At 70.9% G+C, this 22,126-nt stretch carries 21 protein-coding genes; 19 read left to right on the top strand and 2 right to left on the bottom strand.

The window, feature by feature from the left end; genetic code table 11:
• Window positions 1–33: 33 nt before the first annotated feature.
• Window positions 34–603 (top strand): hypothetical protein, encoded by a 570-nt coding sequence (locus tag HED23_RS09750; RefSeq protein WP_203183005.1) that lies wholly within the window; start codon window positions 34–36, stop codon window positions 601–603.
• Window positions 604–701: 98 nt separating this feature from the next.
• Here the strand turns inward: HED23_RS09750 and HED23_RS09755 are convergent, their stop codons facing one another.
• Window positions 702–1,595: an SIS domain-containing protein gene (locus HED23_RS09755; RefSeq protein WP_203183006.1), complete on the bottom strand. Its 894-nt coding sequence runs from the start codon at window positions 1,593–1,595 to the stop codon at window positions 702–704.
• Window positions 1,596–2,000: 405 nt separating this feature from the next.
• Between HED23_RS09755 and HED23_RS09760 the strand changes: the two genes are divergently transcribed.
• The 17 genes from HED23_RS09760 (at window position 2,001) to HED23_RS09840 (ending at window position 20,600) form a co-directional block, all read left to right on the top strand.
• Window positions 2,001–2,993: an MBL fold metallo-hydrolase gene (locus HED23_RS09760; RefSeq protein ID WP_203183007.1), complete on the top strand. Its 993-nt coding sequence runs from the start codon at window positions 2,001–2,003 to the stop codon at window positions 2,991–2,993.
• A gap of 82 nt (window positions 2,994–3,075) precedes the next feature.
• Window positions 3,076–4,638, top strand: coding sequence for an ATP-binding protein (locus HED23_RS09765; RefSeq protein WP_274383003.1), 1,563 nt, complete (start codon window positions 3,076–3,078; stop codon window positions 4,636–4,638).
• Complete coding sequence (locus HED23_RS09770) at window positions 4,635–5,057, top strand: roadblock/LC7 domain-containing protein (protein ID WP_203183008.1); 423 nt, start codon at window positions 4,635–4,637, stop codon at window positions 5,055–5,057. The genes HED23_RS09765 and HED23_RS09770 overlap by 4 nt, the downstream gene beginning before the upstream one ends.
• A complete protein-coding gene (locus HED23_RS09775; protein WP_203183009.1) occupies window positions 5,054–5,407 on the top strand; it encodes a DUF742 domain-containing protein in 354 nt (117 codons plus the stop codon). The genes HED23_RS09770 and HED23_RS09775 overlap by 4 nt, the downstream gene beginning before the upstream one ends.
• Complete coding sequence (locus tag HED23_RS09780) at window positions 5,385–5,999, top strand: GTP-binding protein (protein WP_203183010.1); 615 nt, start codon at window positions 5,385–5,387, stop codon at window positions 5,997–5,999. The genes HED23_RS09775 and HED23_RS09780 overlap by 23 nt, the downstream gene beginning before the upstream one ends.
• Window positions 5,996–7,303, top strand: coding sequence for a cytochrome P450 (locus HED23_RS09785; RefSeq protein WP_238441900.1), 1,308 nt, complete (start codon window positions 5,996–5,998; stop codon window positions 7,301–7,303). The genes HED23_RS09780 and HED23_RS09785 overlap by 4 nt, the downstream gene beginning before the upstream one ends.
• A 75-nt stretch (window positions 7,304–7,378) precedes the next feature.
• Window positions 7,379–7,786 (top strand): cell division protein SepF, encoded by a 408-nt coding sequence (locus HED23_RS09790; RefSeq protein ID WP_203183011.1) that lies wholly within the window; start codon window positions 7,379–7,381, stop codon window positions 7,784–7,786.
• 36 nt (window positions 7,787–7,822) lie between these two features.
• Complete coding sequence (locus HED23_RS09795) at window positions 7,823–9,043, top strand: AAA family ATPase (protein ID WP_203183012.1); 1,221 nt, start codon at window positions 7,823–7,825, stop codon at window positions 9,041–9,043.
• A complete protein-coding gene (locus tag HED23_RS09800; protein ID WP_203183013.1) occupies window positions 9,040–9,399 on the top strand; it encodes a nucleotide pyrophosphohydrolase in 360 nt (119 codons plus the stop codon). The genes HED23_RS09795 and HED23_RS09800 overlap by 4 nt, the downstream gene beginning before the upstream one ends.
• 135 nt (window positions 9,400–9,534) lie before the next feature.
• Window positions 9,535–10,077, top strand: coding sequence for a DUF6099 family protein (locus HED23_RS09805; RefSeq protein WP_203183014.1), 543 nt, complete (start codon window positions 9,535–9,537; stop codon window positions 10,075–10,077).
• Window positions 10,078–10,167: 90 nt separating this feature from the next.
• Window positions 10,168–11,091: an LLM class F420-dependent oxidoreductase gene (locus HED23_RS09810; RefSeq protein WP_203183015.1), complete on the top strand. Its 924-nt coding sequence runs from the start codon at window positions 10,168–10,170 to the stop codon at window positions 11,089–11,091.
• 299 nt (window positions 11,092–11,390) lie between these two features.
• The gene (mmuM, locus tag HED23_RS09815; RefSeq protein ID WP_203183016.1) at window positions 11,391–12,326 is read left to right on the top strand and encodes a homocysteine S-methyltransferase; all 936 of its coding nucleotides are present in this window, start codon (window positions 11,391–11,393) and stop codon (window positions 12,324–12,326) included.
• 43 nt (window positions 12,327–12,369) lie between these two features.
• Window positions 12,370–13,920: a 3' terminal RNA ribose 2'-O-methyltransferase Hen1 gene (locus HED23_RS09820; RefSeq protein WP_238441902.1), complete on the top strand. Its 1,551-nt coding sequence runs from the start codon at window positions 12,370–12,372 to the stop codon at window positions 13,918–13,920.
• Window positions 13,917–16,460, top strand: coding sequence for a polynucleotide kinase-phosphatase (locus tag HED23_RS09825; protein WP_203183017.1), 2,544 nt, complete (start codon window positions 13,917–13,919; stop codon window positions 16,458–16,460). The genes HED23_RS09820 and HED23_RS09825 overlap by 4 nt, the downstream gene beginning before the upstream one ends.
• A 68-nt stretch (window positions 16,461–16,528) precedes the next feature.
• The gene (locus HED23_RS09830) at window positions 16,529–17,761 is read left to right on the top strand and encodes an arginine deiminase (protein WP_203183018.1); all 1,233 of its coding nucleotides are present in this window, start codon (window positions 16,529–16,531) and stop codon (window positions 17,759–17,761) included.
• Between the two features lie 166 nt (window positions 17,762–17,927).
• Window positions 17,928–18,944 carry an ornithine carbamoyltransferase gene (gene argF, locus HED23_RS09835; protein WP_203183019.1) on the top strand — a complete coding sequence of 339 codons (1,017 nt, stop codon included), beginning with the start codon at window positions 17,928–17,930 and terminating at the stop codon, window positions 18,942–18,944.
• A 177-nt stretch (window positions 18,945–19,121) separates the two neighbouring features.
• Window positions 19,122–20,600 (top strand): amino acid permease, encoded by a 1,479-nt coding sequence (locus tag HED23_RS09840; protein WP_203183020.1) that lies wholly within the window; start codon window positions 19,122–19,124, stop codon window positions 20,598–20,600.
• Here the strand turns inward: HED23_RS09840 and HED23_RS09845 are convergent.
• A complete protein-coding gene (locus tag HED23_RS09845) occupies window positions 20,548–21,006 on the bottom strand; it encodes an ATP-binding protein (protein WP_203183021.1) in 459 nt (152 codons plus the stop codon). The two genes, HED23_RS09840 and HED23_RS09845, sit on opposite strands and share 53 nt — an antisense overlap.
• A gap of 290 nt (window positions 21,007–21,296) precedes the next feature.
• Between HED23_RS09845 and HED23_RS09850 the strand changes: the two genes are divergently transcribed.
• On the top strand, window positions 21,297–22,124 hold the full coding sequence (locus HED23_RS09850; protein WP_203183022.1) for an enoyl-CoA hydratase family protein: 828 nt from the start codon (window positions 21,297–21,299) through the stop codon (window positions 22,122–22,124).
• The last annotated feature ends 2 nt before the right edge of the window (window positions 22,125–22,126 follow it).

A 22,126-nucleotide genomic window follows, 5' to 3' on the forward strand; every position in this document is an offset into this window, starting at 1 on the left:
TCTCGTACAGGTTCGTCGTCCATACTGCCCGCCGTGGAGCAGCGCATAGATTCGAACACCAAGCCCGAGTTCGCCGCGGGGACAGACCCGGCGTACATCCCTGGCCTGACGGCCCCTGTCCCCGCGCGGACGGAGGCGGAAGCGGAGACCGAAGCGCCCGAGGAGACCCGGGAGGCCGAGGTCGCGGACGCACTCACCAAGGGGACGGCCGAGGAGGCCGTGGACGATGCCACGGCCTCCGACGGCGGAGCCCCGGAGGACGCCGTGGACGACGAGGCCTCCCCGGCGGCCGACGTGGTGCGCGTGGGCGCCGGCCCGGAGGACGGCCCCGTCTTCGAGGTCAGCGACCGGCGCGGATCCATCAGGCTCGACGCCGAGGGCGTCCGCTTCCGGCTCGACGACCAGGAGGCGGAGTTCGACTGGGCCGAGATCGGCGCGGTCGAGGTCAAGACCGGTCGCTTCGGGCGCCGGTTCACCGTGACCGTCCACCTGTCGAGCCGCCGGTGGTTCAACGCCGAGGTCGAGGCCGGGTCCCGGAGCGACCTCAAGGTGTGGACGGCGGAACTCGACGAGGCGCTGGACGCCTACTTCGAGGAGGCCTGACCTCAGCGGTCACGGCCTTTCGAGGGGGCCTGACCCCGACGGTCACGGCCGTGTACCGGGCTGCCCGCCGGCCCGGTACTCGGCATGCCGTGACGCGTTCAGGACCCGGCGGCCGTGTCGAGCACCACCGACCGGGTCAGATGGCGCGGCCGGTCGGGATCGAGCCCACGGGCAGCCGCGCGGGCGATGGCCAGCCGCTGGACCCGGACCAGGTCGGCCAGGGGGTCCAGGCCGCTCTCCACCCAGCGGGCCCCGGTCGCCCGCACCTGTTCCCGTAGCCCTTCCGGGGCGGCGCCGAACATCCAGGTGGCGGTTCCGGCCGTGGCGATGCTGATCGGGCCGTGGCGGTACTCCATCGCCGGGTACGACTCCGTCCAGGACAGGGACGCCTCCTTCATCTTGAGCGCCGCCTCGTTGGCGAGGCCGACAGTCCAGCCGCTACCCAGGAAGCTGAACTGCGTGCATTCCAGGAGTCCTTCGGGCAGCGGCTCCGCCAGGGCGGTCTCCGCGTCCCGGACGACCTCGTCGGTGTGCAGCCCGAGATGGGCGCGGAAGAGGGTCAGAGCGGTGGTCGCGAACCTCGTCTGGACCACGGACCGTTCGTCGGCGAAGTCGAGGACCACCACCTCGTCGGCGGCGGCCATCACCGGAGTCCGCGGGTCGGCGGTCACGGCGACGGTCCGCGTGGTGCCCTGCAGCCGGGTCAGCAGGCCGAGCACCTCGGTCGTCGTTCCCGAACGCGTCAGCGTGACGACCCGGTCGTACGAGCGTCCGAAGGGGAACTCCGAAGCGGCGTACGCGTCCGACTCGCCCTGTCCGGATGCCTCGCGGAGCGAGGCGTACGCCTGGGCCATGTAGAACGACGTTCCGCAGCCGACGACGGCGATGCGTTCGCCGGTGGCGGGGAGGGCCGCCTCCCGGTCGGCGGCGACCTCCTCGGCGCGGCGCCAGCACTCCGGCTGGCCGGCTGTCTCGGTCTCGACATGCGACATGTCCGCGCTCCGCTTCCGCTGCTGCTCGCACCTGGTGGGGTGAGTCGGGTGGAATTGACGTTTGCTTGATCGATTCTGCATGTTACATGGGTCAATCGAGCAGAAACAAGCAAAGTGGCCCTGCCTTCATGATCCGCGCGGAGGCTGTTTTCAGCCATGCTCGGTGGGTAGTCGGCGCAATCAGGTTCTGTCGCCGTTGTGTGGGTATTCGTCGTCCCGTGCGAACTCGACAGCCGATATCTCGTACTTCAGGCGGAAAATCACCTGTGGGTGCGGTCCGAAGTGACCCCGGACGGTCACCGGTGCACCGAGGGCACTTCGAGCCAGGGGTGATTTTGCGTCACAGGGTCCGCGCATTGGCCGAGTTCGAACGCGCGGCCGCATCACGGTCGGCATAATCGCCCCATGTCGATCACGGGTGGGGACGTCGTGGACCTCGGCAGGGGCCTGTACGCCTGGATGCCGCCGAAGCGGGGCTGGGGCCTGGCCAACTGCGGTCTTCTCGTGTCGCAGCGCGGTGCTCTGTGGATCGACACCCCCTACGACCCGTTTCTGGCCGGGCAGTTCCTGATGGAGAGCCGTAAGCGCCTGCCCGACGGGGCGGACGTCGACCGCGTGATCGTCACCCATGCCAACGGGGACCACTTCTGGGGCGCCGGAGTGCTGCCGGAAGCCGAGATCATCGCTACCCGGGAAGCTCGGGAGCACCTCCACTACGACCCCACTCCTCAGCAGCAACACGCCCTGGTGGCCGGAAGTGATCCGTCCACACCCCTCGGTGGGTATCTCCGCCGTCACTTCGGAGCCTTCGACTGGTCGGCCACCGAGGCGGTGCGGCCGACGACCTGGTTCACCGGGGAGCTCGAACTGACCCTGGGGGACTACGCGGTCCAGGTGTCGTCCCTGCCGCCCGCACACACGACGGGTGACCTGATCGTCCATCTGCCCACGCAGCGGACGGTGTTCAGCGGCGACGTCATCTTCTCGTCCACCCCGCAGCAGCCCGGGGACCATCCTGTGCACTGGGCAGGCCCGCTGAGCAATGTGATCGATGCCTGTGAACGTGTGTTGGCCACCGGCGCGGAGGTGATCGTGCCCGGTCACGGACCGGTGCTCGACCCGGCCGGGGTACGGGAGCACATGGGCTACCTCACGTACGTACGCGAACGCGCCCATGCCCTCCACGCGGCAGGCGTCCCCGCGGCAGAGGCGGCCCGCCGGGTGATCGGCGAGGCACGATACCCGGCACTGGGCCTGCCGGAGCGGCTCGTGGTGACCATCGGAAGCGAGTACCGGCACCTGGACGGCTCCGAACTCCCCGGTGTCCTGCAGGTGATGGCCGACGTGGCCGCCGCCGCCCATGAGGCCGACGTGGCGTGTACCGGCGGTCCGGCGTGACCCCCGGGGGGAGCGGCACGCGGCCCCGCCGCCATGCGGGCCGCGGACCGTCCACGACAACAGAGACGCGGTGACGGGCGTCGTGGCATGGATCTTGGCCCTGGCCGCCGTCGTGGTGGCGACATGGTCGACCGCACGTATGTATCAGGCCAGGAGGGAGGCCTACGGCGCCGCGGCACGCGCCGAGCTGACCGAGCGCCAGGCCAAGGCGGCCGAGGCCCGTACCCTCGCCCTCACCGAGGAGATCCGCCAGCTCGCCCGGAAGCGGATTCCCGCCGCCGCCGTCGCACTCTCCCACCGGGCCGCGCCCGTTCCGGGGCTGCGGGAGGCCGCGGGGATCGAGGGTGACGCCGCACGTCTGCTGACCGAAGCCGTACAGGCCGCGCGCACGGCGGTGCTGGAGGAACGCCAACGCGTCGACGCGGCGGCCCGTTCGGCCATGCGCGGCACCTCCGCCAAGATCCAGTCCCTGCTCAACCAGTCCCAGCACCTGCTGCACGAGCTCCAGCACGAGTACGACGACCCACGCATCCTGCAGCTCGACTTCCGCAACGAGCTGGCCCTGCGGCGTACCCAGGCCACGGCCGTGCTCTGCGACGCCTGGCCGGGGCTCGCCCGGCAGAACTCCTCACTCGTCGAGGTCGTGCTCGGTGCCCAGTCGCGGGTCGCCGGGTACGAGCGAATCAAGGTCGCCAACCATCTGCGTCAGGAGCGGCTCGCGCTGGTCGCCCGTGCCGCTGAACCCCTCGCGATCGCGCTCGCCGAGCTGCTTGCCAACGCGACGGCGTACTCCCACCCGGACACCGAGGTCCCGGTGACGGTCCAGCAGACCACGGGCCGCGGGGCGCTGATCCTGGTCGACGACGCCGGGATCGGTATGGACGAGGACGCGCTGAAACGTGCCCGCGCACTGCTGACCGGCCCGTCCGAGGTGCTGCTCACCGAGCTGGGCGATCCGCCGCAGACCGGCTTCGCCGTGGTGGGGCGGCTCATCGCGCGGTACGGCTTCAGCTGCCACATCGAGTCGTCGCCCTACGGGGGGATGCGCACGATGCTGCGTATTCCGGCTCATCTGCTGACCGTGATGGACGACGACCGGACCCTGTCCGTACTCGCGCCGAAGCCGGTGCACGCGGTGGGTGCCGGGGCTCCCGCCGAAATCGCCTCGCCCGCCGCGTCCTCGGCGCGGGACGCGTCTCCCGAGACCGCCCCGCGCGCCGGGGCTCCGACGCCTGCCGCACCGGCCGCCTCCCCGGCACTCGCCGCACCGGCGCCTGAATCCGCCGTCCCAGCACCACCGGCGCCGACATCTGCCGAACCGACATCTGCCGAGCCGACATCTGCCGAACCGGCCGCTCCCGGGCCCGAGCCCGCTGGACCCGGTCCGGTACCCGAGTCCGCCGCCGAGGAAGCGGTGCGGACGGCGGGGCTGCCCACGCGGCGGCGCAGATCGCCCCGGACGGCTTCTCCGGAGGCGTCGACGACGCGGCAGCAGGCGGAGGAGGAGCCGTTGCTCCGTACCCCGGAGCAGGCCGGAGCGGCCTGGGCCGCCCTTCAGAAGGGCACTCTCAGTGGCAGGAATGCGCCCGCGCCACCGGCACCCACAGCATCCCCATCGGACGACCGAGGAGACGACGAGACGTGAGCACCACCCCCACCGCCGGTGATCTCGCCTGGGTGCTGACCCCCTTGCTGGAGCTGCCCGGAGTACAGCACGCCGTGGTCGCCACCGGAGACGGTCTCGTCGAGGGCGCGTCGCCCGGCCTGGAACGCGCGTCCGCCGAGCGGGTCGCCGCGATGACGGCCACCCTGCACGCGGCGGCCCGTGCCTTCACCACCGCCTTCACCGAGGCCGAGTCGCCGCGTCTGGCCCAGACGGTCGTCGAGTCCGATCTGGGATTCGCCGTCGTCGTACCGGCCGGGAAGAACACGACTCTCGCCCTGTTCGCGGCCCCCGACGCGCACCTCGGGAACATCGCGTACCAGATGCAGGTGCAGGTCACCGCGCTGACCCGGGCCATGCACGCCCCCACCCGTCAACCGGACGCTGCCACCCGGCCATGACCCCCGGCCCAGGGCGCCGCCTGATCCCCGCCTACCTGGTCACCGGTGGCCGCTCCGCGCCCACCGGCCCCACGCTCGACCGGCTCGCCGTGCTCATCCGTACGGGCTCGGCCCTTCCGCCGGGTACGGGTTCGGAGCAGCGCAGGCTCTGCGAGCTCCTTGAACCGGGAGCCCTCACCGTCGTCGAGTGCGCTGCCCACCTGGAACTTCCGGTCAGCGCCACGGTCTTCCTGGCCACGGACCTCGTGGCCGCAGGACATCTGCACGCTCGACCACCGATCCCCAGTGCCGGTGAGATCGACCGGTCGCTCGTCGAGAGGCTGCTCGTTGGACTCCGTTCACTCCACTGACCGGGGCGGCATCGGCTATCTGCCGAGTGCCGCCGAGACCCTGATGAAACTTGTCGTCACGGGTCCCTTCGGCGTGGGCAAGACGACCCTGATCCGGACGCTGTCGGAGATCCCGACCCTGCACACGGAAGAGGTGATGACGCAGTCCAGCACGGGAGTCGACGACACCGCCGGGCTTCCGGAGAAGACCACGACCACGGTCGCCGTCGACTTCGGCCGGCTGACCGTCCAGGACGACCTGGTGCTCTACATGTTCGGCACCCCGGGACAGGAGCGCTTCCTCCCCCTCTGGGAGGACATCGCCCGGGGAGCACTGGGCGCTCTCGTCATGGTCGACACCCGCAGGCTGGAGGACTCCTTCGCGGTCATGGACATGGTGGAGGAGCAGGGACTCCCGTACGCCGTCGCCGTGAACCGCTTTCCCGATGCCCCGGCCCACGCGGACGAGGTCCTGCGCAAGCACCTCGACCTCGATCCCCGCACCCCACTGGTGCAGTGCGACGCCCGCGAGCGCCGGGGCAGCATCGATGCCCTGATCGCCCTCGCCGAGCACGCTCTGACCCGTCTGCCCGCGTCCCAGGAATCGTCATGACCTCTGCCGAGTCCGGTACTTCACCCGGCACCGCCCCCTCGCTCCTGGAGCCGCTCGCGCTGTACGGCGCCGGCTTCGCCGCCGATCCGCACGGCCACTACCGCCGGCTGCGCGCCCAGGGGCCGCTGGCCAGGGTGCGCATCGCTCCGGACGTCGACGCGCTGCTGGTCACCGACTACCACGCGGCCGTCGACCTGCTGCGGGACACCGAGACCTTCACCAAGGACCCGCGTGCCTGGCAGGCGGGTGTGCCTGCCGACTCACCGGTCCTGCCCGTGCTCGGTCACCGGCCCACCGCACTCTTCACCGACGGCGCCGTGCACGCCCGTTACCGTGAGGCGATCAACGACACCCTCGCCCTGATCGAACCCCATCTGCTGCGTGCGGAGGTCGCCCGGGTCGCGCAGCGGCTCATCGCCGCGTTCTCCGCCACCGGCACCGGTGACCTCATCGCCCAGTACGCCCGCAGGCTGCCCCTGCACGTCTTCACGGCCTCCTTCGGCGTGGCCCCGGAGGACACCGAGCGGGTGGTCCGCGGTACCGCCGGAATGATGGACTCCGCAGCCGATGCGGGGGCTGCCTACGACGATCTGGTCGGCGTCGTCACCGCCCTCGTCGCCGACCGGCGGCGCAGACCGGGCCGTGACCTCACCACGTACCTGCTCGGCCATCCGGCAGGTCTCGACGACAACGAGGCCGTGCGCCAGATCACGCTCATCATGAGCGCGGGGCACGACCCCACGACCAACCTGATCGGCAACGCGCTGCTACGCATGCTCAGCGACACCGGTTACGGACGCTCGCTGCACGGCGGCGCCATGACCGCGCGTGAGGCGGTCGACGACGTGCTCTGGCGCGATCCGCCGCTGGCCAACATGGGCGCGCACTTCCCGCGCCACGACACCGAGTTCCACGGGGTTCCGCTGCGCGCCGGGCAGTTGGTGCTGGTCTCCTTCGCCGCCGCCAACACGCAGTCGCCGCCTTCGGTCATGGACCCCGCGGTGCGCTCCGGTCACGGCGCCCACCTGGCGTGGTCGACCGGACCGCACCGGTGCCCGGCCAGACAGCCCGCCCTGCTGATGGCGATGACCGCGATCGAGCAGCTCACCAGTCAGCTCTGCGACCTGGAACTGGCGGTCACGCCCGAGGCGCTGGTCTGGCGACCGGGCCCCTTCCACCGTGCCCCCGCCCATCTCCCGGTCCGTTTCACACCGCTCGACACGCTCGCGGAACCGGGCGACGCGGGCGCTCCGGACGCCGCCGATCACGTTCCGGCCCGTGTCGGTGGTACGCCGAACGGGTGAGGGGCGAGAGAATTGCCCGATGAACAGCGAGCGCAGCCGGCGCACAGCCAACCGGCACATGGACGGGGTGGTTCTGTGAGCAGGTACGACAGGTACGACAGGTACGACGCCACCGACGAGCAGTGGGAAGGACTCGCCCAGGTCGTACCCCTGAGGGGCCGCAACGAATGGCCGTCCCGGGTCGACCACCGGTCGGCCCCGGACCAGCGGGAGTCGGCCGAGCAGCGGCGCCTGGTCGTTCTGCGGGTCCAGGTGTTCGCGGACGCGCGAGAGGTGGCCGAATACCTGGTGGCGCAGATTCCGGTCCTGCTCGACCTCACCGGCGCCGAGAACGACGTGGCGAAGCGCATCCTGGACTTCAGCAGCGGTGTGGTCTTCGGGCTCGGCAGCGGGATGCACCGGGTGGACCGCAACGTCTTCCTGCTCGCGCCGGTCGGCATGGAGGTCGAGGGGGTCACCGCGGCGGGCGTACCTCATTCGTAGGAGGTCGCGCGGGGGTACCTCGATCGTAGGAAGGTAGTGCGGGCGGAACGGTTCGGCGCTCACGGGCGTGCGTACGGTCCGCTCATGACTGTGATCTCCTCGGGGCCAACGGTTCCGTCGCCCTCCGGTGCGGCCCGGCCCGCCCGCCCTTTCGTCGGTGAGCTCCGGCTCGACGCCTTCGCCTCGCACCGCCGCACCGTCATCCCGCTCGGCCCGCTCACGCTGCTGACCGGAGGCAGTGGCAGCGGTAAGACGACGGCCCTCCGCGGGTACGAGGCGCTCGCGCGGCTGGCCGCCGGTGACACCCTCGAGGACGTCTTCCCCGATCCGGCGGCCTGGGTGCCCGAAAGTGTGGGCGCCGACGCGCAGGGGCGGCGTGGGTTCAGGCTCGGCTGCACGGTGGAGGGCCCGGCCGGCCCGGTGAGACTGGATCTCGCCGTGCAGGCCGAGCCCGCACTCCGCATCGTGGGCGAGCGGCTCACGGACCACGGCGAGACCTTGCTGAGCACGGCGCTGCGGGATCCACGGCGCCCCTCCGTCCAGGCCGCCTGGCACACCGCCGGAGCGGTGCCGGTGACACGCGCCCCCTTCCCCGACGACCGGCTCGGCACCGCGCTGCTGCCGTTACGGGTCGCGGGAACGACGGACGGTCAGCTCAGGGTGCTCAGCGCGGCCGAACAGGTGGTGGTGGCACTGCGGTCGGCATTCGTCTGTGATCCTCAGCCGCGACTGATGCGTGCGGCCGTGCCGGTCGGGGAGGGGCGGCTCACCTCGTGCTGCGACAACCTCGCCGACGTCCTGTACCGCACCCACAGCCAGTGCGCCCAGCGGCACGCCAGGCTGGTCGCCGGCGTGGACGCCGGGTGTGCGGGACAGGTGACAGGACTGACCGCCGAGCGCCTGGAGGACGGGAGGGTGCAGGCGTCGACCGGCCGGGGCCAGGGGCGCAGCACACCCATCGGCCGCCTCGGTGACGGTGAACTCCGCTATCTCGCCCATGCGCTCGTACTGCTGACCGGACCTCATGTCCTGGTGGTGGACCCTGCGGCAGAGGTGCCGTCGGCCATGCAGGCTCTCACCGTCCTGGCCGACGGACTCGACCGGAGCCTCGACCTGCGGCAGACCGGGGAACTGCTCGCTCTGGCGGCTTCGATCTGTGCGGACGGGCACATGCGCCTGCTGGGGACGGTCGGCGGGACGGCCGCGGCGACGGCCCGGGGGACGGCCGGTGCGACGGTGGTAGACCTGACGCCGTGACCGAACTGGATGTAGCACAACTGCAGCGGCGGCTGGCCGACTTCGCGGCGTCCCGGGCCTGGGAGCCGTACCACACCCCCAAGAACCTCTGCGCCGCACTGAGCGTGGAGGCCTCCGAACTCCTGGAGATCTTCCAGTGGCTGACGCCGGAACAGTCGGCGAGAGTCATGGAGGACCCCGACAAGGCGTTCCGCGTCACGGATGAGGTCGCGGACGTCCTGGCGTATCTGCTGCAGTTCTGCGAGGTCCTCGGGATCGACGCGCTGGCGGCACTGGCAGCCAAGATGGACCGGAATGAACAGCGCTTCCCCGTGGCGGACGGAGCCGAGCCGACGGATCGTCACTCTTTGGAGTGATCAACTTATACACAATCGATTTCCTGTCCACAGATTTCCGATTTCCTCTGGCTTTCAGGTGCCATGCACCTCACTGTGGGTAATGAAGAGGTGAGCGGGTTCTTTCACGGATGGTCTCGGTGACGGGGGAATCGCATGGAAGCGGAGCGACTGATCGCGGCGGGCAGGAGCGCGCTGGCGGAGAGCCGGGGAGTGCCGGCCGTCATGGCGGAGGCATGGCAGGCACAGGCGCTCGCCCGCGCGGTCGGCGGGCAGTTGGCGAGGTGCGGACCGGCGGAGTTACGGACCGAGGCACGCGCGCTCAGTGAAACGTGCGCCCTGGGCAGCGCAGTGCTCGACCACCCGATGGTTCCGGCCGGAGGCGTGCGGGCCTCGCAGCTCACCGAAGTGGCGCATGTCCCGCAGGCGTTGGCCGATCTCGTGCTGCTGCTCGGTGAGGCGGGCATCGCGTTGGTGGGTGTCGCCTGCGGCACGGAGGAAGAAGGACTCTACTGGCAGTGCATCGAGGCCATAGACGCCGTCGACGAGTCGGTGGACAGGGTCCACGGCATGCTGCGACGGCTTGCCGAGCAGGAGCAGGAGGGCGAGTGGGGCGGCGAGCAGGAGGTGAACCGGGGGCATGACGGTCCTTTCGGAGTGATCCGCGGACCGGCGGGTTTCGTCGCCGGACAGCCGTGAGCCGGTTCGTGAGGAAGCCGGGCACGCCCACCACGGCCGGAGAGGCAGGGGAGACGGGGCGCGGCGCTTTCGAAGGTGCAGGATGGAGGCATGGATCTTCGAATCTTCACCGAGCCCCAGCAAGGGGCTGACTACGACACCCTGCTCACCGTCGCCAAGGCCACCGAGGACCTCGGCTTCGACGCCTTCTACCGGTCCGACCACTATCTGCGCATGGGCACCGGGGACGGCTTGCCCGGCCCGACCGACGCGTGGATCACCCTGGCAGGGCTCGCCCGCGAGACCAAGCGGATCCGTCTGGGCACCTTGATGACGGCGGGCACCTTCCGTCTTCCCGGGGTGCTGGCCATCCAGGTCGCCCAGGTCGACCAGATGTCCGGCGGCCGGGTCGAGCTGGGCCTGGGTGCCGGCTGGTTCCAGGAGGAGCACAAGGCGTACGGCATCCCGTTCCCGAAGGAGAAGTTCGGCCGGCTGGAGGAGCAGCTGGCCATCGTCACGGGCCTCTGGGAGACCGAGACCGGCAAGACGTTCAGTTACGACGGGACGTACTACCAGCTCACCGACTCGCCGGCGCTGCCCAAGCCCGCCCAGGCCAAGGTGCCGGTCCTGATCGGGGGCCACGGAGCGGTTCGCACGCCGAGGCTGGCCGCGCGGTACGCGGACGAGTTCAATATCCCCTTCGCGTCCATCGAGGACAGCGAAAAGCAGTTCGGCCGGGTCAGGGACGCGGCCGTGGAGGCCGGGCGGGCGCCCGACGACCTGGTGTATTCCAACGCCTTGGTGGTGTGCGTCGGGAAGAACGACGCGGAGGTGGCGCGGCGCGCCTCCACCATCGGCCGGGAGGTCGAGGAGATCAAGGCGAACGGCCTGGCCGGCTCGCCCGACGAGGTGGTCGACAAGATCGGCCGGTACGCCGCCATCGGCTCGTCCCGGATCTACCTCCAGGTCCTGGACCTCCATGACCTGGAGCATCTGGAGCTCATCGCGTCGCAGGTCCAGTCCCAGTTGGGCTGACGGGAGCGCCCGGCCGGCAGACCGGATGGTGCGGCCTCCCCACCGCAGGAGGCCGCGCGACCTGCTGCGGGGGACGGGGTGGGACCGCGCGACCTCTCCTGCGCGACGGGGCGGACCGCGCGACCTGTCGCGGGACCGGGCGGAACCACGTGGCCGTCCCGTCGGCGGTAGGTGGCCGCCGGGACCGCGCCACCTGCCGTGCGACAGGGTGGGTCCGCTCGACCGACGGCAATCAGCCCACCGACCGGACCGCGGCCGATCGCGGACCGTCCGAACCCAGCCGACAGCAAGGAGCCGCCGTGAACCCCGGCCGTACACCCGATGTCCCACCCGGCCGTACGCTCGGCGAGGCGCTCGCCGAGGGGACCCTTCTGCTGGACGGGGGCCTCTCCAACCAGCTGGAGGCACAGGGCTGCGATCTGTCCGACGCCCTCTGGTCGGCCCGGCTGCTGAGCGACGCGCCCCAGCAGATCGAGGCCGCCCACACGGCCTATGCGCGGGCGGGTGCGCAGGTGCTCATCACCGCCAGCTATCAGGCGACCTTCGAAGGGTTCGCGCGGCACGGCATCGGGCGGGCCAGGGCGGCGGAGCTGATGGCCGGCAGCGTGGAGGCGGCCCGCCGGGCCGGTGCGGTGACGGGACGGGAGTTCTGGGTCGCCGCCTCCGTCGGACCGTACGGCGCGATGCTCGCGGACGGCAGCGAGTACCGGGGCCGGTACGGTCTGACCGTCCGCGAGCTGGCACGCTTCCACCGGCCCCGGGTGGAGACACTGGCAGCGGCGGCCCCGGACGTACTGGCGCTGGAGACGGTGCCGGACATCGACGAGGCCGAGGCCCTGCTGCGGGTCGTCCAGGAGCTCGACGTGCCGGTCTGGCTCTCCTACAGCGTGGCGGGGGACCGGACAAGGGCCGGGCAGCCCCTGTCGGAGGCCTTCGGACTCGTCGCGGGCATCGAACAGGTGGTGGCCGTGGGGGTCAACTGCTGTGATCCGGTCGACGCGGACCGTGCGGTGGATGCGGCGTCGGCGGCCACCGGCAAGCCCGTCGTCGTGTATCCCAACAGCGGTGAGGAGTGGAACGCCGACGGCCGCGACTGGACCGGCAGGGGCACGTTCGAACCGGGCAGGGTGCGGGGCTGGCAGCGGTCGGGGGCACGGCTGGTCGGTGGCTGCTGCCGGGTGGGCCCGTCCGAAATCGCGGCGATCGCCGAGCGACTGGAGCCATCCGGAGCGTGAAAATGCCTGGTGGGAGACAGGTCGCCGGACCATACTCGGACACGTGTTCCTGACTATCAGCACGACCGGCACCCCTGAGCGTCCCGCCACCGATCTCGGCTACCTGCTGCACAAGCATCCCGACAAGGCGCAGACGTTCTCCACCTCGCACGGCACCGCCCACGTCTTCTACCCAGAGGCGACCACGGAGCGCTGTACCGCCGCGCTGCTGCTGGAGGTCGATCCGGTGGCGCTGGTGAGGCGCGGCAAGGGGAAGGGCCGGGGCGGAGCCCCCGACGCGGCGCTCGCGCAGTACGTCAACGACCGGCCGTACGCGGCGTCGTCGCTGCTCTCGGTAGCGATGACGACGGTGTTCAAGTCAGCGCTGAACGCGGTGTGCCGGGCGATGCCGGGGCGGGCCCAGGAACCGCTGCCGCTGCGGATCGAGGTGCCCGCACTGCCCGCACGCGGGGGCGCGGCGCTGGTGCACAAGCTCTTCTCGCCGCTCGGCTGGACACGGGTGGACACCGTGGCCGTACCACTGGACGAGCAGTTCCCGGAGTGGGGTGACTCGCGCTACGTCCGCCTGGTGCTGGAGGGGGAGTTGCGGCTCGCGGACGCCTTGCGCCAGCTCTATGTGCTGCTGCCGGTGCTCGACGACGCCAAGCACTACTGGGTCGCCCCCGACGAGGTGGACAAGCTGCTCCGGGCCGGTGAGGGCTGGCTGGTGGGACACCCCGAGCAGAATCTGATCACCAGCCGCTATCTCTCCCGCCGCTGGGGACTCATGCGGCAGGCGGCGGAGCGGCTGGAGCTGGTGCGGCTGGCGGAGACGGACGACCTCCAGGTGGAGAGCGTCGACAACGCGGTGGACGAGACGACCGACACGGAGGAGAAGCCGGTGCCGCTCGCAGAGCAGCGCCGTGCTGCGGTCCTGGAGGCGCTGCGCGCCACCGGGGCGAGCCGGGTCCTCGACCTGGGCTGCGGTCAGGGTCAGTTGGTGCAGGCTCTGCTGAAGGACGTTCGCTTCACCGAGATCGTCGGGGTCGACGTGTCGATGCGGGCCCTGACCGTGGCCGGACGACGGCTGAAGCTGGACCGGATGGGCGAACGGCAGGCCGGGCGGGTCACCCTCCGCCAGGGCGCGCTCACCTACACCGACAAGCAGCTGAAGGGGTACGACGCCGCAGTGCTGAGCGAGGTGATCGAGCACCTCGATCTGCCGCGGCTCCCCGCCCTGGAGTACGCCGTGTTCGGCTCGGCGCGCCCGCGGACCGTACTGGTGACGACGCCCAACGTCGAGTACAACGTCCGCTGGGAGACGCTTCCGGCCGGGCACGTACGCCACGGCGACCACCGCTTCGAGTGGACCAGGGAGGAGTTCCGGGGCTGGGCGGACCAGGTGGCAGCACGCCACGGCTACACGGTGGAGTTCGTCCCCGTCGGACCGGACGACCCCGAGGTGGGACCTCCCACACAGATGGCCGTGTTCACCATGACCACGGCCCCCGGGGCCCACGCCCCCGGGACCACCGCCCCCGGGACGGCTGGGTCCAGGACGGCCGCCCCCGGGACCACTGCCCACGGAACGACGAAGGAGGCTAAGGCCGCATGACCAGTACCTCTCGCACGCTGCCGGTGACCGACCTGTCCCTCGTCGTCCTCATCGGCGCCAGCGGATCGGGCAAGTCCACCTTCGCCCGCAAGCACTTCAAGCCGACGGAGATCGTCTCATCGGACTTCTGCCGGGGGCTCGTCGCCGACGACGAGAACGACCAGAGCGCCAGCCGTGACGCCTTCGACGTGCTGCACTACATCGCGGGCAAGCGCCTCGCCGCAGGCCGGCTCACCGTCGTCGACGCCACCAACGTGCAGCAGGAGAGCCGCAAGCAGCTCGTGCAGCTGGCCCGGCAGTACGACGTGCTGCCGATCGCCATCGTCCTGGACCTGCCGGAAGAGCTCTGCCAGGCGCGCAACGCCGGTCGTCCCGACCGCGCCGGCATGCCCCGGCACGTCGTACAGCGCCACCGCCGCGAGCTGCGCCGCTCTCTGCGCGGTCTGGAGCGCGAAGGCTTCCGCAAGGTGCACGTCCTGCGCACCGAGGAGGAGGCCGACACCGCCGAAGTCGTCCTGGAACGCCGCTACAACGACCTGCGGCACCTCACCGGCCCGTTCGACGTCATCGGCGACATCCACGGCTGCAGCTCCGAGCTGGACACCCTGCTCAGCAGACTGGGCTACAAGGACGGCAAGCACCCGGAGGGCCGTACCGCCGTGTTCGTCGGCGACCTCGTCGACCGCGGCCCCGACAGCCCCGGTGTCCTGCGCCGCGTCATGTCCATGGTGGCGTCGGGCGACGCGCTGTGCGTACCCGGCAACCACGAGAACAAGCTCGGCCGTTACCTCAAGGGACGCAAGGTCCAGCACAGCCACGGTCTCGCCGAGACCGTGGAGCAGCTGGAGAGGGAGGACGCCGAGCACCCCGAGTTCCGCAAGCAGGTGGCGGAGTTCATCGACGGACTGGTCAGCCACTACGTCCTGGACGGGGGCAAGCTCGTCGTCTGCCACGCCGGGCTGCCCGAGAAGTACCACGGGCGCACCTCCGGACGGGTCCGTTCGCACGCGCTCTACGGGGACACGACCGGCGAGACGGACGAATTCGGCCTGCCCGTGCGCTACCCGTGGGCCGAGGACTACCGGGGCAGTGCCGCGGTGGTCTACGGCCACACGCCGGTGCCCACCGCCTCCTGGGTGAACAACACCCTCTGCCTGGACACCGGGGCGGTCTTCGGCGGGAAGATGACCGCCCTGCGCTGGCCGGAGCGCGAGATCGTCGACGTACCGGCCGAGCGCGTCTGGTACGAGCCGGTGAAGCCGCTGACCACCGAGGCGCCGGGAGGCCGGGAGGGCCGGCCGCTCGACCTCGCCGACGTGCAGGGCCGGCGCATCGTGGAGACCCGTCACATGGGCCGCGTCGCGGTGCGTGAGGAGAACGCGGCCGCGGCGCTCGAGGTCATGAGCCGCTTCGCCGTCGACCCCAGACTGCTGGCCTACCTCCCGCCGACCATGGCTCCGACGGCGACATCCCAGGAGGAGGGCTTCCTGGAGCATCCGGCCGAGGCCTTCGCGCAGTACCGCGCGGACGGCGTCGCCAAGGTCGTCTGCGAGGAGAAGCACATGGGCTCGCGCGCCGTGGCGCTGGTCTGCCGCGACGCCGGTGCCGCCCGCGAGCGCTTCGGTGTGGACGGGCCCACCGGCGCCCTCCACACCCGCACCGGGCGGCCCTTCCTGGACGACACGGCACTCACCGAGGTCGTCCTCGGCCGGCTGCGCGCGGCAGTCACCGCCGCCGGGCTCTGGGAGGAGTGGAACACCGACTGGGTGGTCCTCGACGCCGAGCTGATGCCCTGGTCCCTCAAGGCCGCCGGGCTGCTGCGATCGCAGTACGCGGCGGTGGGCGCGGCCGCCGGGGCGGTCCTGCCCGTGGCGGACGAGGCCTTGGCCGCGGCGGCCGCCCGTGGTGTCGACGTCGGCGCCCTCGCCGGCCGTCAGCAGGGGCGTGCCGAGGACGCCGCCGCCTTCACGGAGGCGTACCGCCGCTACTGCTGGAGCACCGAGGGGCTCGACGGCGTACGGCTCGCGCCGTTCCAGATCCTCGCCGTGCAGGGCCGCTCGCTCGCCTCCGTGCCGCACGACGAGCAGCTGGCATGGCTGGACCGTCTCGTCGAGCACGACCCGACCGGACTGCTCCAGGTCACCCGGCGCCTCGTCGTCGACACGGGTGACGAGGCCTCCGTGCGCTCCGGCACCGACTGGTGGCTGGAGATGACCGGACGTGGCGGCGAGGGCATGGTCGTGAAGCCGCTCGGCGCCCTCGTCCGGGACGCGAAGGACAGGCTCGTCCAGCCGGGCATCAAGGTGCGCGGCCGGGAGTACCTGCGGATCATCTACGGTCCCGAGTACACGCGGCCGGAGAATCTGGAGCGCCTGCGTTCCCGCTTCCTCGGCCACAAGCGGTCGCTGGCACTGCGGGAGTACGCGCTGGGTCTCGAAGCGCTCGACCGGCTGGCCGACGGGGAGCCGCTGTGGAGGATCCACGAGGCGGTCTTCGCGGTCCTGGCCCTGGAGTCGGAGCCCGTCGACCCCCGGCTGTAGAACGGCCCGGCCGGAATCGGGTGGCGGTTCGCAGGGTGAACGGCGTCCCGCGTGGTGAGGATGAAGGCATGGGATTCCATGTCGATTCCGAGGCCGGGCGGCTGCGCCGCGTCATCCTGCACCGCCCCGATCTGGAGCTGAAGCGGCTCACCCCCAGCAACAAGGACGCGCTCCTGTTCGACGACGTGCTGTGGGTGCGCCGTGCCAGGGAGGAGCACGACGGCTTCGCCGACGTGCTGCGCGACCGAGGTGTGGAGGTGCATCTCTTCGGCGACCTGCTGCGGGAGTCCCTCGACATCCCGGTCGCGAGGCGACTCGTCCTCGACCGTGTCTTCGCGGAGAAGGAGTACGGCCCGCTCGCCACCGAGCATCTGCGCGCCGCTTTCGAGGAGCTGTCCGCCGCGGAGCTGGCCGAGGCCCTGGTCGGGGGCATGACGAAGCGGGAGTTCCTGGAGCGGCACGCCGAACCGACCTCCGTCCGCTTCCACGTCATGGATCTGGACGACTTCCTGCTCAGCCCGCTGCCCAATCACATCTTCACCCGGGACACCTCCGCCTGGATCTACGACGGTGTGTCCATCAACGCGATGCGCTGGCCGGCCAGGCAGCGCGAGACCGTGCACTTCGAGGCGATCTACCGGCACCACCCCCTCTTCACCGGCCCGGAGGCGGGCGTCTTCCACCACTGGTCGGAGGGCCAGGACGACTACCCGTCCACCATCGAGGGCGGCGACGTCCTCGTCATCGGACGGGGCGCCGTCCTGATCGGGATGAGTGAACGCACCACCCCCCAGGCCGTGGAGATGCTGGCCCGAGGGCTCTTCGACGCGGGGTCGGCCCGGACGATCGTGGCGCTCGACATGCCCAAGAGCCGGGCGTTCATGCATCTCGACACGGTGATGACGATGATCGACGGCGACACCTTCACCAAGTACGCCGGGCTCGGCATGCTCCGCTCGTACACCATCGAGCCCGGCACCGGCCCGCGTGAGCTGAAGGTCACCGATCATCCGCCCCAGCACATGCACCGGGCCGTCGCCGCCGCGCTCGGCCTCGACGCGATCCGGGTGCTCACCGCCACCCAGGACGTGCACGCCGCCGAGCGGGAGCAGTGGGACGACGGCTGCAACGTGCTGGCGGTGGAGCCCGGGGTCGTCGTCGCGTACGAGCGCAACGCCACGACCAACACGTATCTGCGCAAGGAAGGCATCGAGGTCATCGAGATCCGTGGCAGCGAGCTGGGACGCGGCCGGGGCGGTCCGCGCTGCATGAGCTGCCCCGTGGTGCGCGATCCGGTGTGAGTCGTGTGCGAGGCGGCGGAGCCGGACGGGGCACGGCGGACGGACGGCGGTGTGCCGCGCCGGAGGAAGAAGCAGGGCCCGAGTGCCTGTATAGCAATACGGTGCCTCGTATAGACTTCCAGGGTAATCGTCCGCGTGCCCCCAGCCCGACCCAGGAGCAGTCACCATGGCCATAGACCTCACAGGCCGCCATTTCCTCAAGGAGCTGGACTTCACGGCCGAGGAGTTCCGCGGCCTGGTCTCCCTGTCCGCCGAGCTCAAGGCCGCCAAGAAGGCGGGCGAGGAGGTGCAGCGGCTGCGCGGCAGGAACATCGCTCTGATCTTCGAGAAGACCTCGACGCGCACCCGCTGCGCATTCGAGGTGGCCGCTGCCGACCAGGGCGCGTCCACGACCTACCTCGACCCCTCCGGCTCCCAGATGGGACACAAGGAGTCGGTGAAGGACACCGCTCGTGTGCTCGGCCGTATGTTCGACGGCATCGAGTACCGGGGCGACAGCCAGCAGGCCGTCGAGGAGCTGGCGGCCCACGGTGGTGTGCCCGTCTTCAACGGACTCACCGATGACTGGCACCCGACCCAGATGCTCGCCGACATCCTCACGATGACCGAGCACAGCCAGAAGCCCCTGGAGGAGATCACCTTCGCCTACCTGGGCGACGCCCGCTTCAACATGGGCAACTCCTACCTGGTCACCGGCGCCCTGCTCGGCATGGACGTCCGGATCGTCGCGCCCGCCGCCTACCGGCCGGCGAAGGAGGTCGTGGACCGGGCCCACGCGCTCGCGGAGGCCAGTGGCGCGCGCGTCACCCTCACCGACGACATCGCCGAGGGCGTCCGGGGGGCGGACTTCGTCGTCACCGACGTCTGGGTCTCGATGGGAGAGCCCAAGGAGGTCTGGGACGAGCGCATCACCTCCCTCGCGCCCTACGCCGTGACCATGGACGTCCTGCGCGCGACGGGCAACGACGACGTGAAGTTCATGCACTGTCTCCCGGCCTACCACGACCTCGGTACGAAGGTCGCCAGGGAGATCCACCAGCGGTACGGGCTGGCGGAGCTGGAGGTCACCGACGAGGTCTTCGAGTCCCCGCACTCGGTCGTCTTCGACGAGGCGGAGAACCGGATGCACACGATCAAGGCGGTACTCGTCGCCACGCTGGCGGGCGGCGCGCAGACCGCATGAAAATGCGCCCGATTGGGTGAACATGCGTGCAAGTGGCTACGATGGTGCTACTTGGTGGGGTTCGGGCTCGCACGTCCGAACCCCTTTTCATGTGCTCGCCCCGGAGCACGGACCCATGCGCGGGCCCCCCACAGGCTCAGTTCCCCCGCACCGCCAGAGAAGAGAACCCGTCCCCCCATGAGCTCCGCCTCCCCCACCCCGCCAAGCTCCTCACGCAGGACCCGGGCGCGCATCAAGAGCCCCGACCTGCTGCTCGCCGAGTCCGGATCCGACCTGGAAGGGCACGGTCTGCGGCGCACCATGGGGCTGTTCCAGCTCGTGTGCTTCGGCGTCGGGGCGATCGTGGGTACCGGCATCTTCGTCGGACTGTCCGACAGTGTCGCCGAGGCGGGCCCCGCGGTGGTGGTCTCGTTCGTCCTCGCGGCGATCACCTGCATCTTCACCGCCTTCTCGTTCGCCGAGCTGGGCGGAGCCATCCCGGTCTCCGGCAGCTCCTACTCGTTCGCCTACGCCACGCTCGGGGAGCGGGTCGCGTTCCTCGTCGGCTGGTGCCTCCTGCTGGAGTACGGCGTCTCGGTCTCCGCCGTCGCGGTCGGGTGGAGCCAGTACGTCAACGAGCTGCTCAACAGCCTCATCGGCTGGGACCTGCCGGCGGCGCTCTCCTCGGGACCCGGCGACGGCGGCGTGATCAATCTGCCGGCGGTCGTCGTCGTCATGATGGCGGCCACCCTGCTGGTGCGCGGCATCAGGGAGAGCGCGGGGGCGACGGCGGCGATGGCGGTGCTGAAGATCGGCATCCTCGTCGCGTTCTGCGTGATCGCCTTCACCGCGTTCGAGGACGGCCACCTCTCGCCCTTCGCCCCGCACGGCATGGCGGGTGTGACCGCCGGCGCGTCCGTGGCGTTCTTCTCCTACATCGGCTTCGACGCCATCACCACCGCGGGCGAGGAGGTCAGGAACCCTCGCCGGAACATCCCGATCGCGATCATGATCTGCATCGGAGTGGTCACGCTGCTCTACTGCGCGGTCGCCCTCGGGGCCATCGGCGCACTGGGTGCGGACGCCGTGTCCGACAAGCCGGCCGCTCTCTCGCTGGTCGTCGACAAGGTCACCGGGTCGAGCGTCGGCGGCGGGATCATCGCCTTCGGCGCGGTCGTGGCCATCGCGTCCGTCGTCCTCGCGGTGATGTACGGCCAGACCCGGATCCTGATGTCGATGTCCCGCGACGGGCTGATCCCCCGGGTGTTCGAACGGGTGTCGCCGAAGACTCACACGCCGGTCGCCAACACCTGGATCGTGGCCCTCGTCTTCGCCGTCCCGGCCGCGTTCTCGTCCCTCGACGTCGTCGTGAACCTGACGACCATCGGCACGCTCGCGACCATGGCGGTGGTCAACGTCGCCGTCATCGCGCTGCGCCGCCGCAACCCGGAGCTGAAGCGCTCGTTCCGGGTACCGCTCTACCCCGTCAGCCCGATCCTGGGCGTCGGATTCTGCCTGTACCTGATGTACGGGACGGGCTGGACGACCTGGCTGCAGTTCTTCGTGTTCCTCGCGGTGGGCGCCCTGGTGTACGCGGGGTACAGCCGCAGCCGCTCCCGGCTCGTCAGCCCCGGGGCACCGCAGGACCGGACGGCGTCGGGTTCGACCGGAGGGTGAACCAGACCGCCTTGCCGTGCTCGGTGGGGCGGTGACCGCAGGCGGAGCTCAGGGCCCGGATCAGGAGCAGCCCCCGGCCGTGCTCCTGCCACGGATCCGGCGTGCTGCCGGGCAGCAGGCGGGACAGGTCCCCGGGCGGCCCCGGGTCGTGGTCGTGGACCTCCACCTGGCAGCCGGACGCGAGAAGCTCGACCACCAGCTCGATGGGTCCCGAGCCGTCGGTGTGCTCGACGGCGTTGGCGACCAGCTCGGCGGTCAGCAGCTCGGCGGTGTCGCTGTCCGCGGGCGCGTCGAGGTCGGCCAGCGCGGTGCGTACGAGGGCGCGGGCGATCGGTACGGCGGCCGTGGAGTGCGGCAGGGCGAGACGCCACGAGGGCGGCGGTGGAGCGGGGACGTCGGGCGGCAAGGCGGGGGTTTCCGTTCGGGAGCGAGACATCCGGCAGCGGACCTGTGTCGCGGGGCGGCTGCCTCCGGGACGCGCCCTCCGTCGCCGGAGGGTACGAGTCCTGCACCAGGACTTCCTGCGACCAACCATACGAAGCGCGACGCCACAGACATAGAGGCGGCCGACCGGCACAAAAGGGACCTTCGCCACAGTGGCGCGCCGGACTATCGCGCCCTCATGACGGAAGTCACGGGCGGGTGATAACTTCGAAGCGCATCAGCAGCAGCCCGACGGCTGGAGGGGACCCTCCCATGAGCCCGTTCACCGGCTCCGCCCCGCGCACGGAGCGCTGGAAGCATCTGCGCCTGACCACGGACGACGGCGTGGCGACCGTCACGCTCGCCCGCCCCGAAAAGCTCAACGCGCTCACCTTCGGTGCGTACGCCGACCTGCGCGACCTGCTCGCCGAACTCTCCCGGGAACGTTCCGTGCGCGCCCTGGTGCTCGCCGGTGAGGGGCGCGGTTTCTGCTCCGGCGGTGACGTGGACGAGATCATCGGCGCCACGCTCGCGATGGACACCGCGCAGCTCCTCGACTTCAACCGGATGACCGGGCAGGTCGTGCGGGCCCTTCGCGAGTGCCCCTTCCCTGTGATCGCCGCCGTCCACGGAGTGGCCGCCGGAGCCGGGGCCGTCCTCGCCCTGGCGGCCGACTTCCGGGTCGCCGCCCCCTCCGCGCGTTTCGCCTTCCTCTTCACCGCCGTCGGCCTGTCCGGCGGCGACATGGGCGCCGCCTACCTCCTGCCCCGTGTCGTCGGCCTGGGGCACGCCACGCGGATCCTGATGCTCGGCGAGCACGTCCGCGCCCCCGAGGCCGAGCGCATCGGACTGATCAGCGAGCTGACCGGTGAAGGGGAGGCCGACACCCGCGCCGCAGCCCTGGCCAGGCGGCTCGCGGACGGGCCCGCTCTCGCCCTGGCCCAGACGAAGGCGCTGCTCACCGCCGAGCTCGACATGCCGCTCGCCGCATCGGTGGAGATGGACGCCGCCACACAGGCCCTCCTGATGCACGGCGAGGACTACGCCGAATTCCACGCCGCCTTCACCGAGAATCGGCCGCCGAAGTGGCGGGGAAGGTAGCG

The sequence above is a fragment of the Streptomyces pratensis genome (assembly GCF_016804005.1).
GTDB classification, from domain to species: domain Bacteria; phylum Actinomycetota; class Actinomycetes; order Streptomycetales; family Streptomycetaceae; genus Streptomyces; species Streptomyces pratensis_A.

Coding starts and splice junctions, on each gene's coding strand:
- HED23_RS09805 (WP_203183014.1), top strand. CDS start 9,535: ATGGAAGCGGAGCGACTGATCGCGGCGGGCAGGAGCGCGCTGGCGGAG.
- HED23_RS09830 (WP_203183018.1), top strand. CDS start 16,529: ATGGGATTCCATGTCGATTCCGAGGCCGGGCGGCTGCGCCGCGTCATC.
- HED23_RS09785 (WP_238441900.1), top strand. CDS start 5,996: ATGACCTCTGCCGAGTCCGGTACTTCACCCGGCACCGCCCCCTCGCTC.
- HED23_RS09755 (WP_203183006.1), bottom strand. CDS start 1,595: ATGTCGCATGTCGAGACCGAGACAGCCGGCCAGCCGGAGTGCTGGCGC.
- HED23_RS09760 (WP_203183007.1), top strand. CDS start 2,001: ATGTCGATCACGGGTGGGGACGTCGTGGACCTCGGCAGGGGCCTGTAC.
- argF (WP_203183019.1), top strand. CDS start 17,928: ATGGCCATAGACCTCACAGGCCGCCATTTCCTCAAGGAGCTGGACTTC.
- HED23_RS09810 (WP_203183015.1), top strand. CDS start 10,168: ATGGATCTTCGAATCTTCACCGAGCCCCAGCAAGGGGCTGACTACGAC.
- HED23_RS09850 (WP_203183022.1), top strand. CDS start 21,297: ATGAGCCCGTTCACCGGCTCCGCCCCGCGCACGGAGCGCTGGAAGCAT.
- HED23_RS09840 (WP_203183020.1), top strand. CDS start 19,122: ATGAGCTCCGCCTCCCCCACCCCGCCAAGCTCCTCACGCAGGACCCGG.
- HED23_RS09775 (WP_203183009.1), top strand. CDS start 5,054: ATGACCCCCGGCCCAGGGCGCCGCCTGATCCCCGCCTACCTGGTCACC.
- HED23_RS09825 (WP_203183017.1), top strand. CDS start 13,917: ATGACCAGTACCTCTCGCACGCTGCCGGTGACCGACCTGTCCCTCGTC.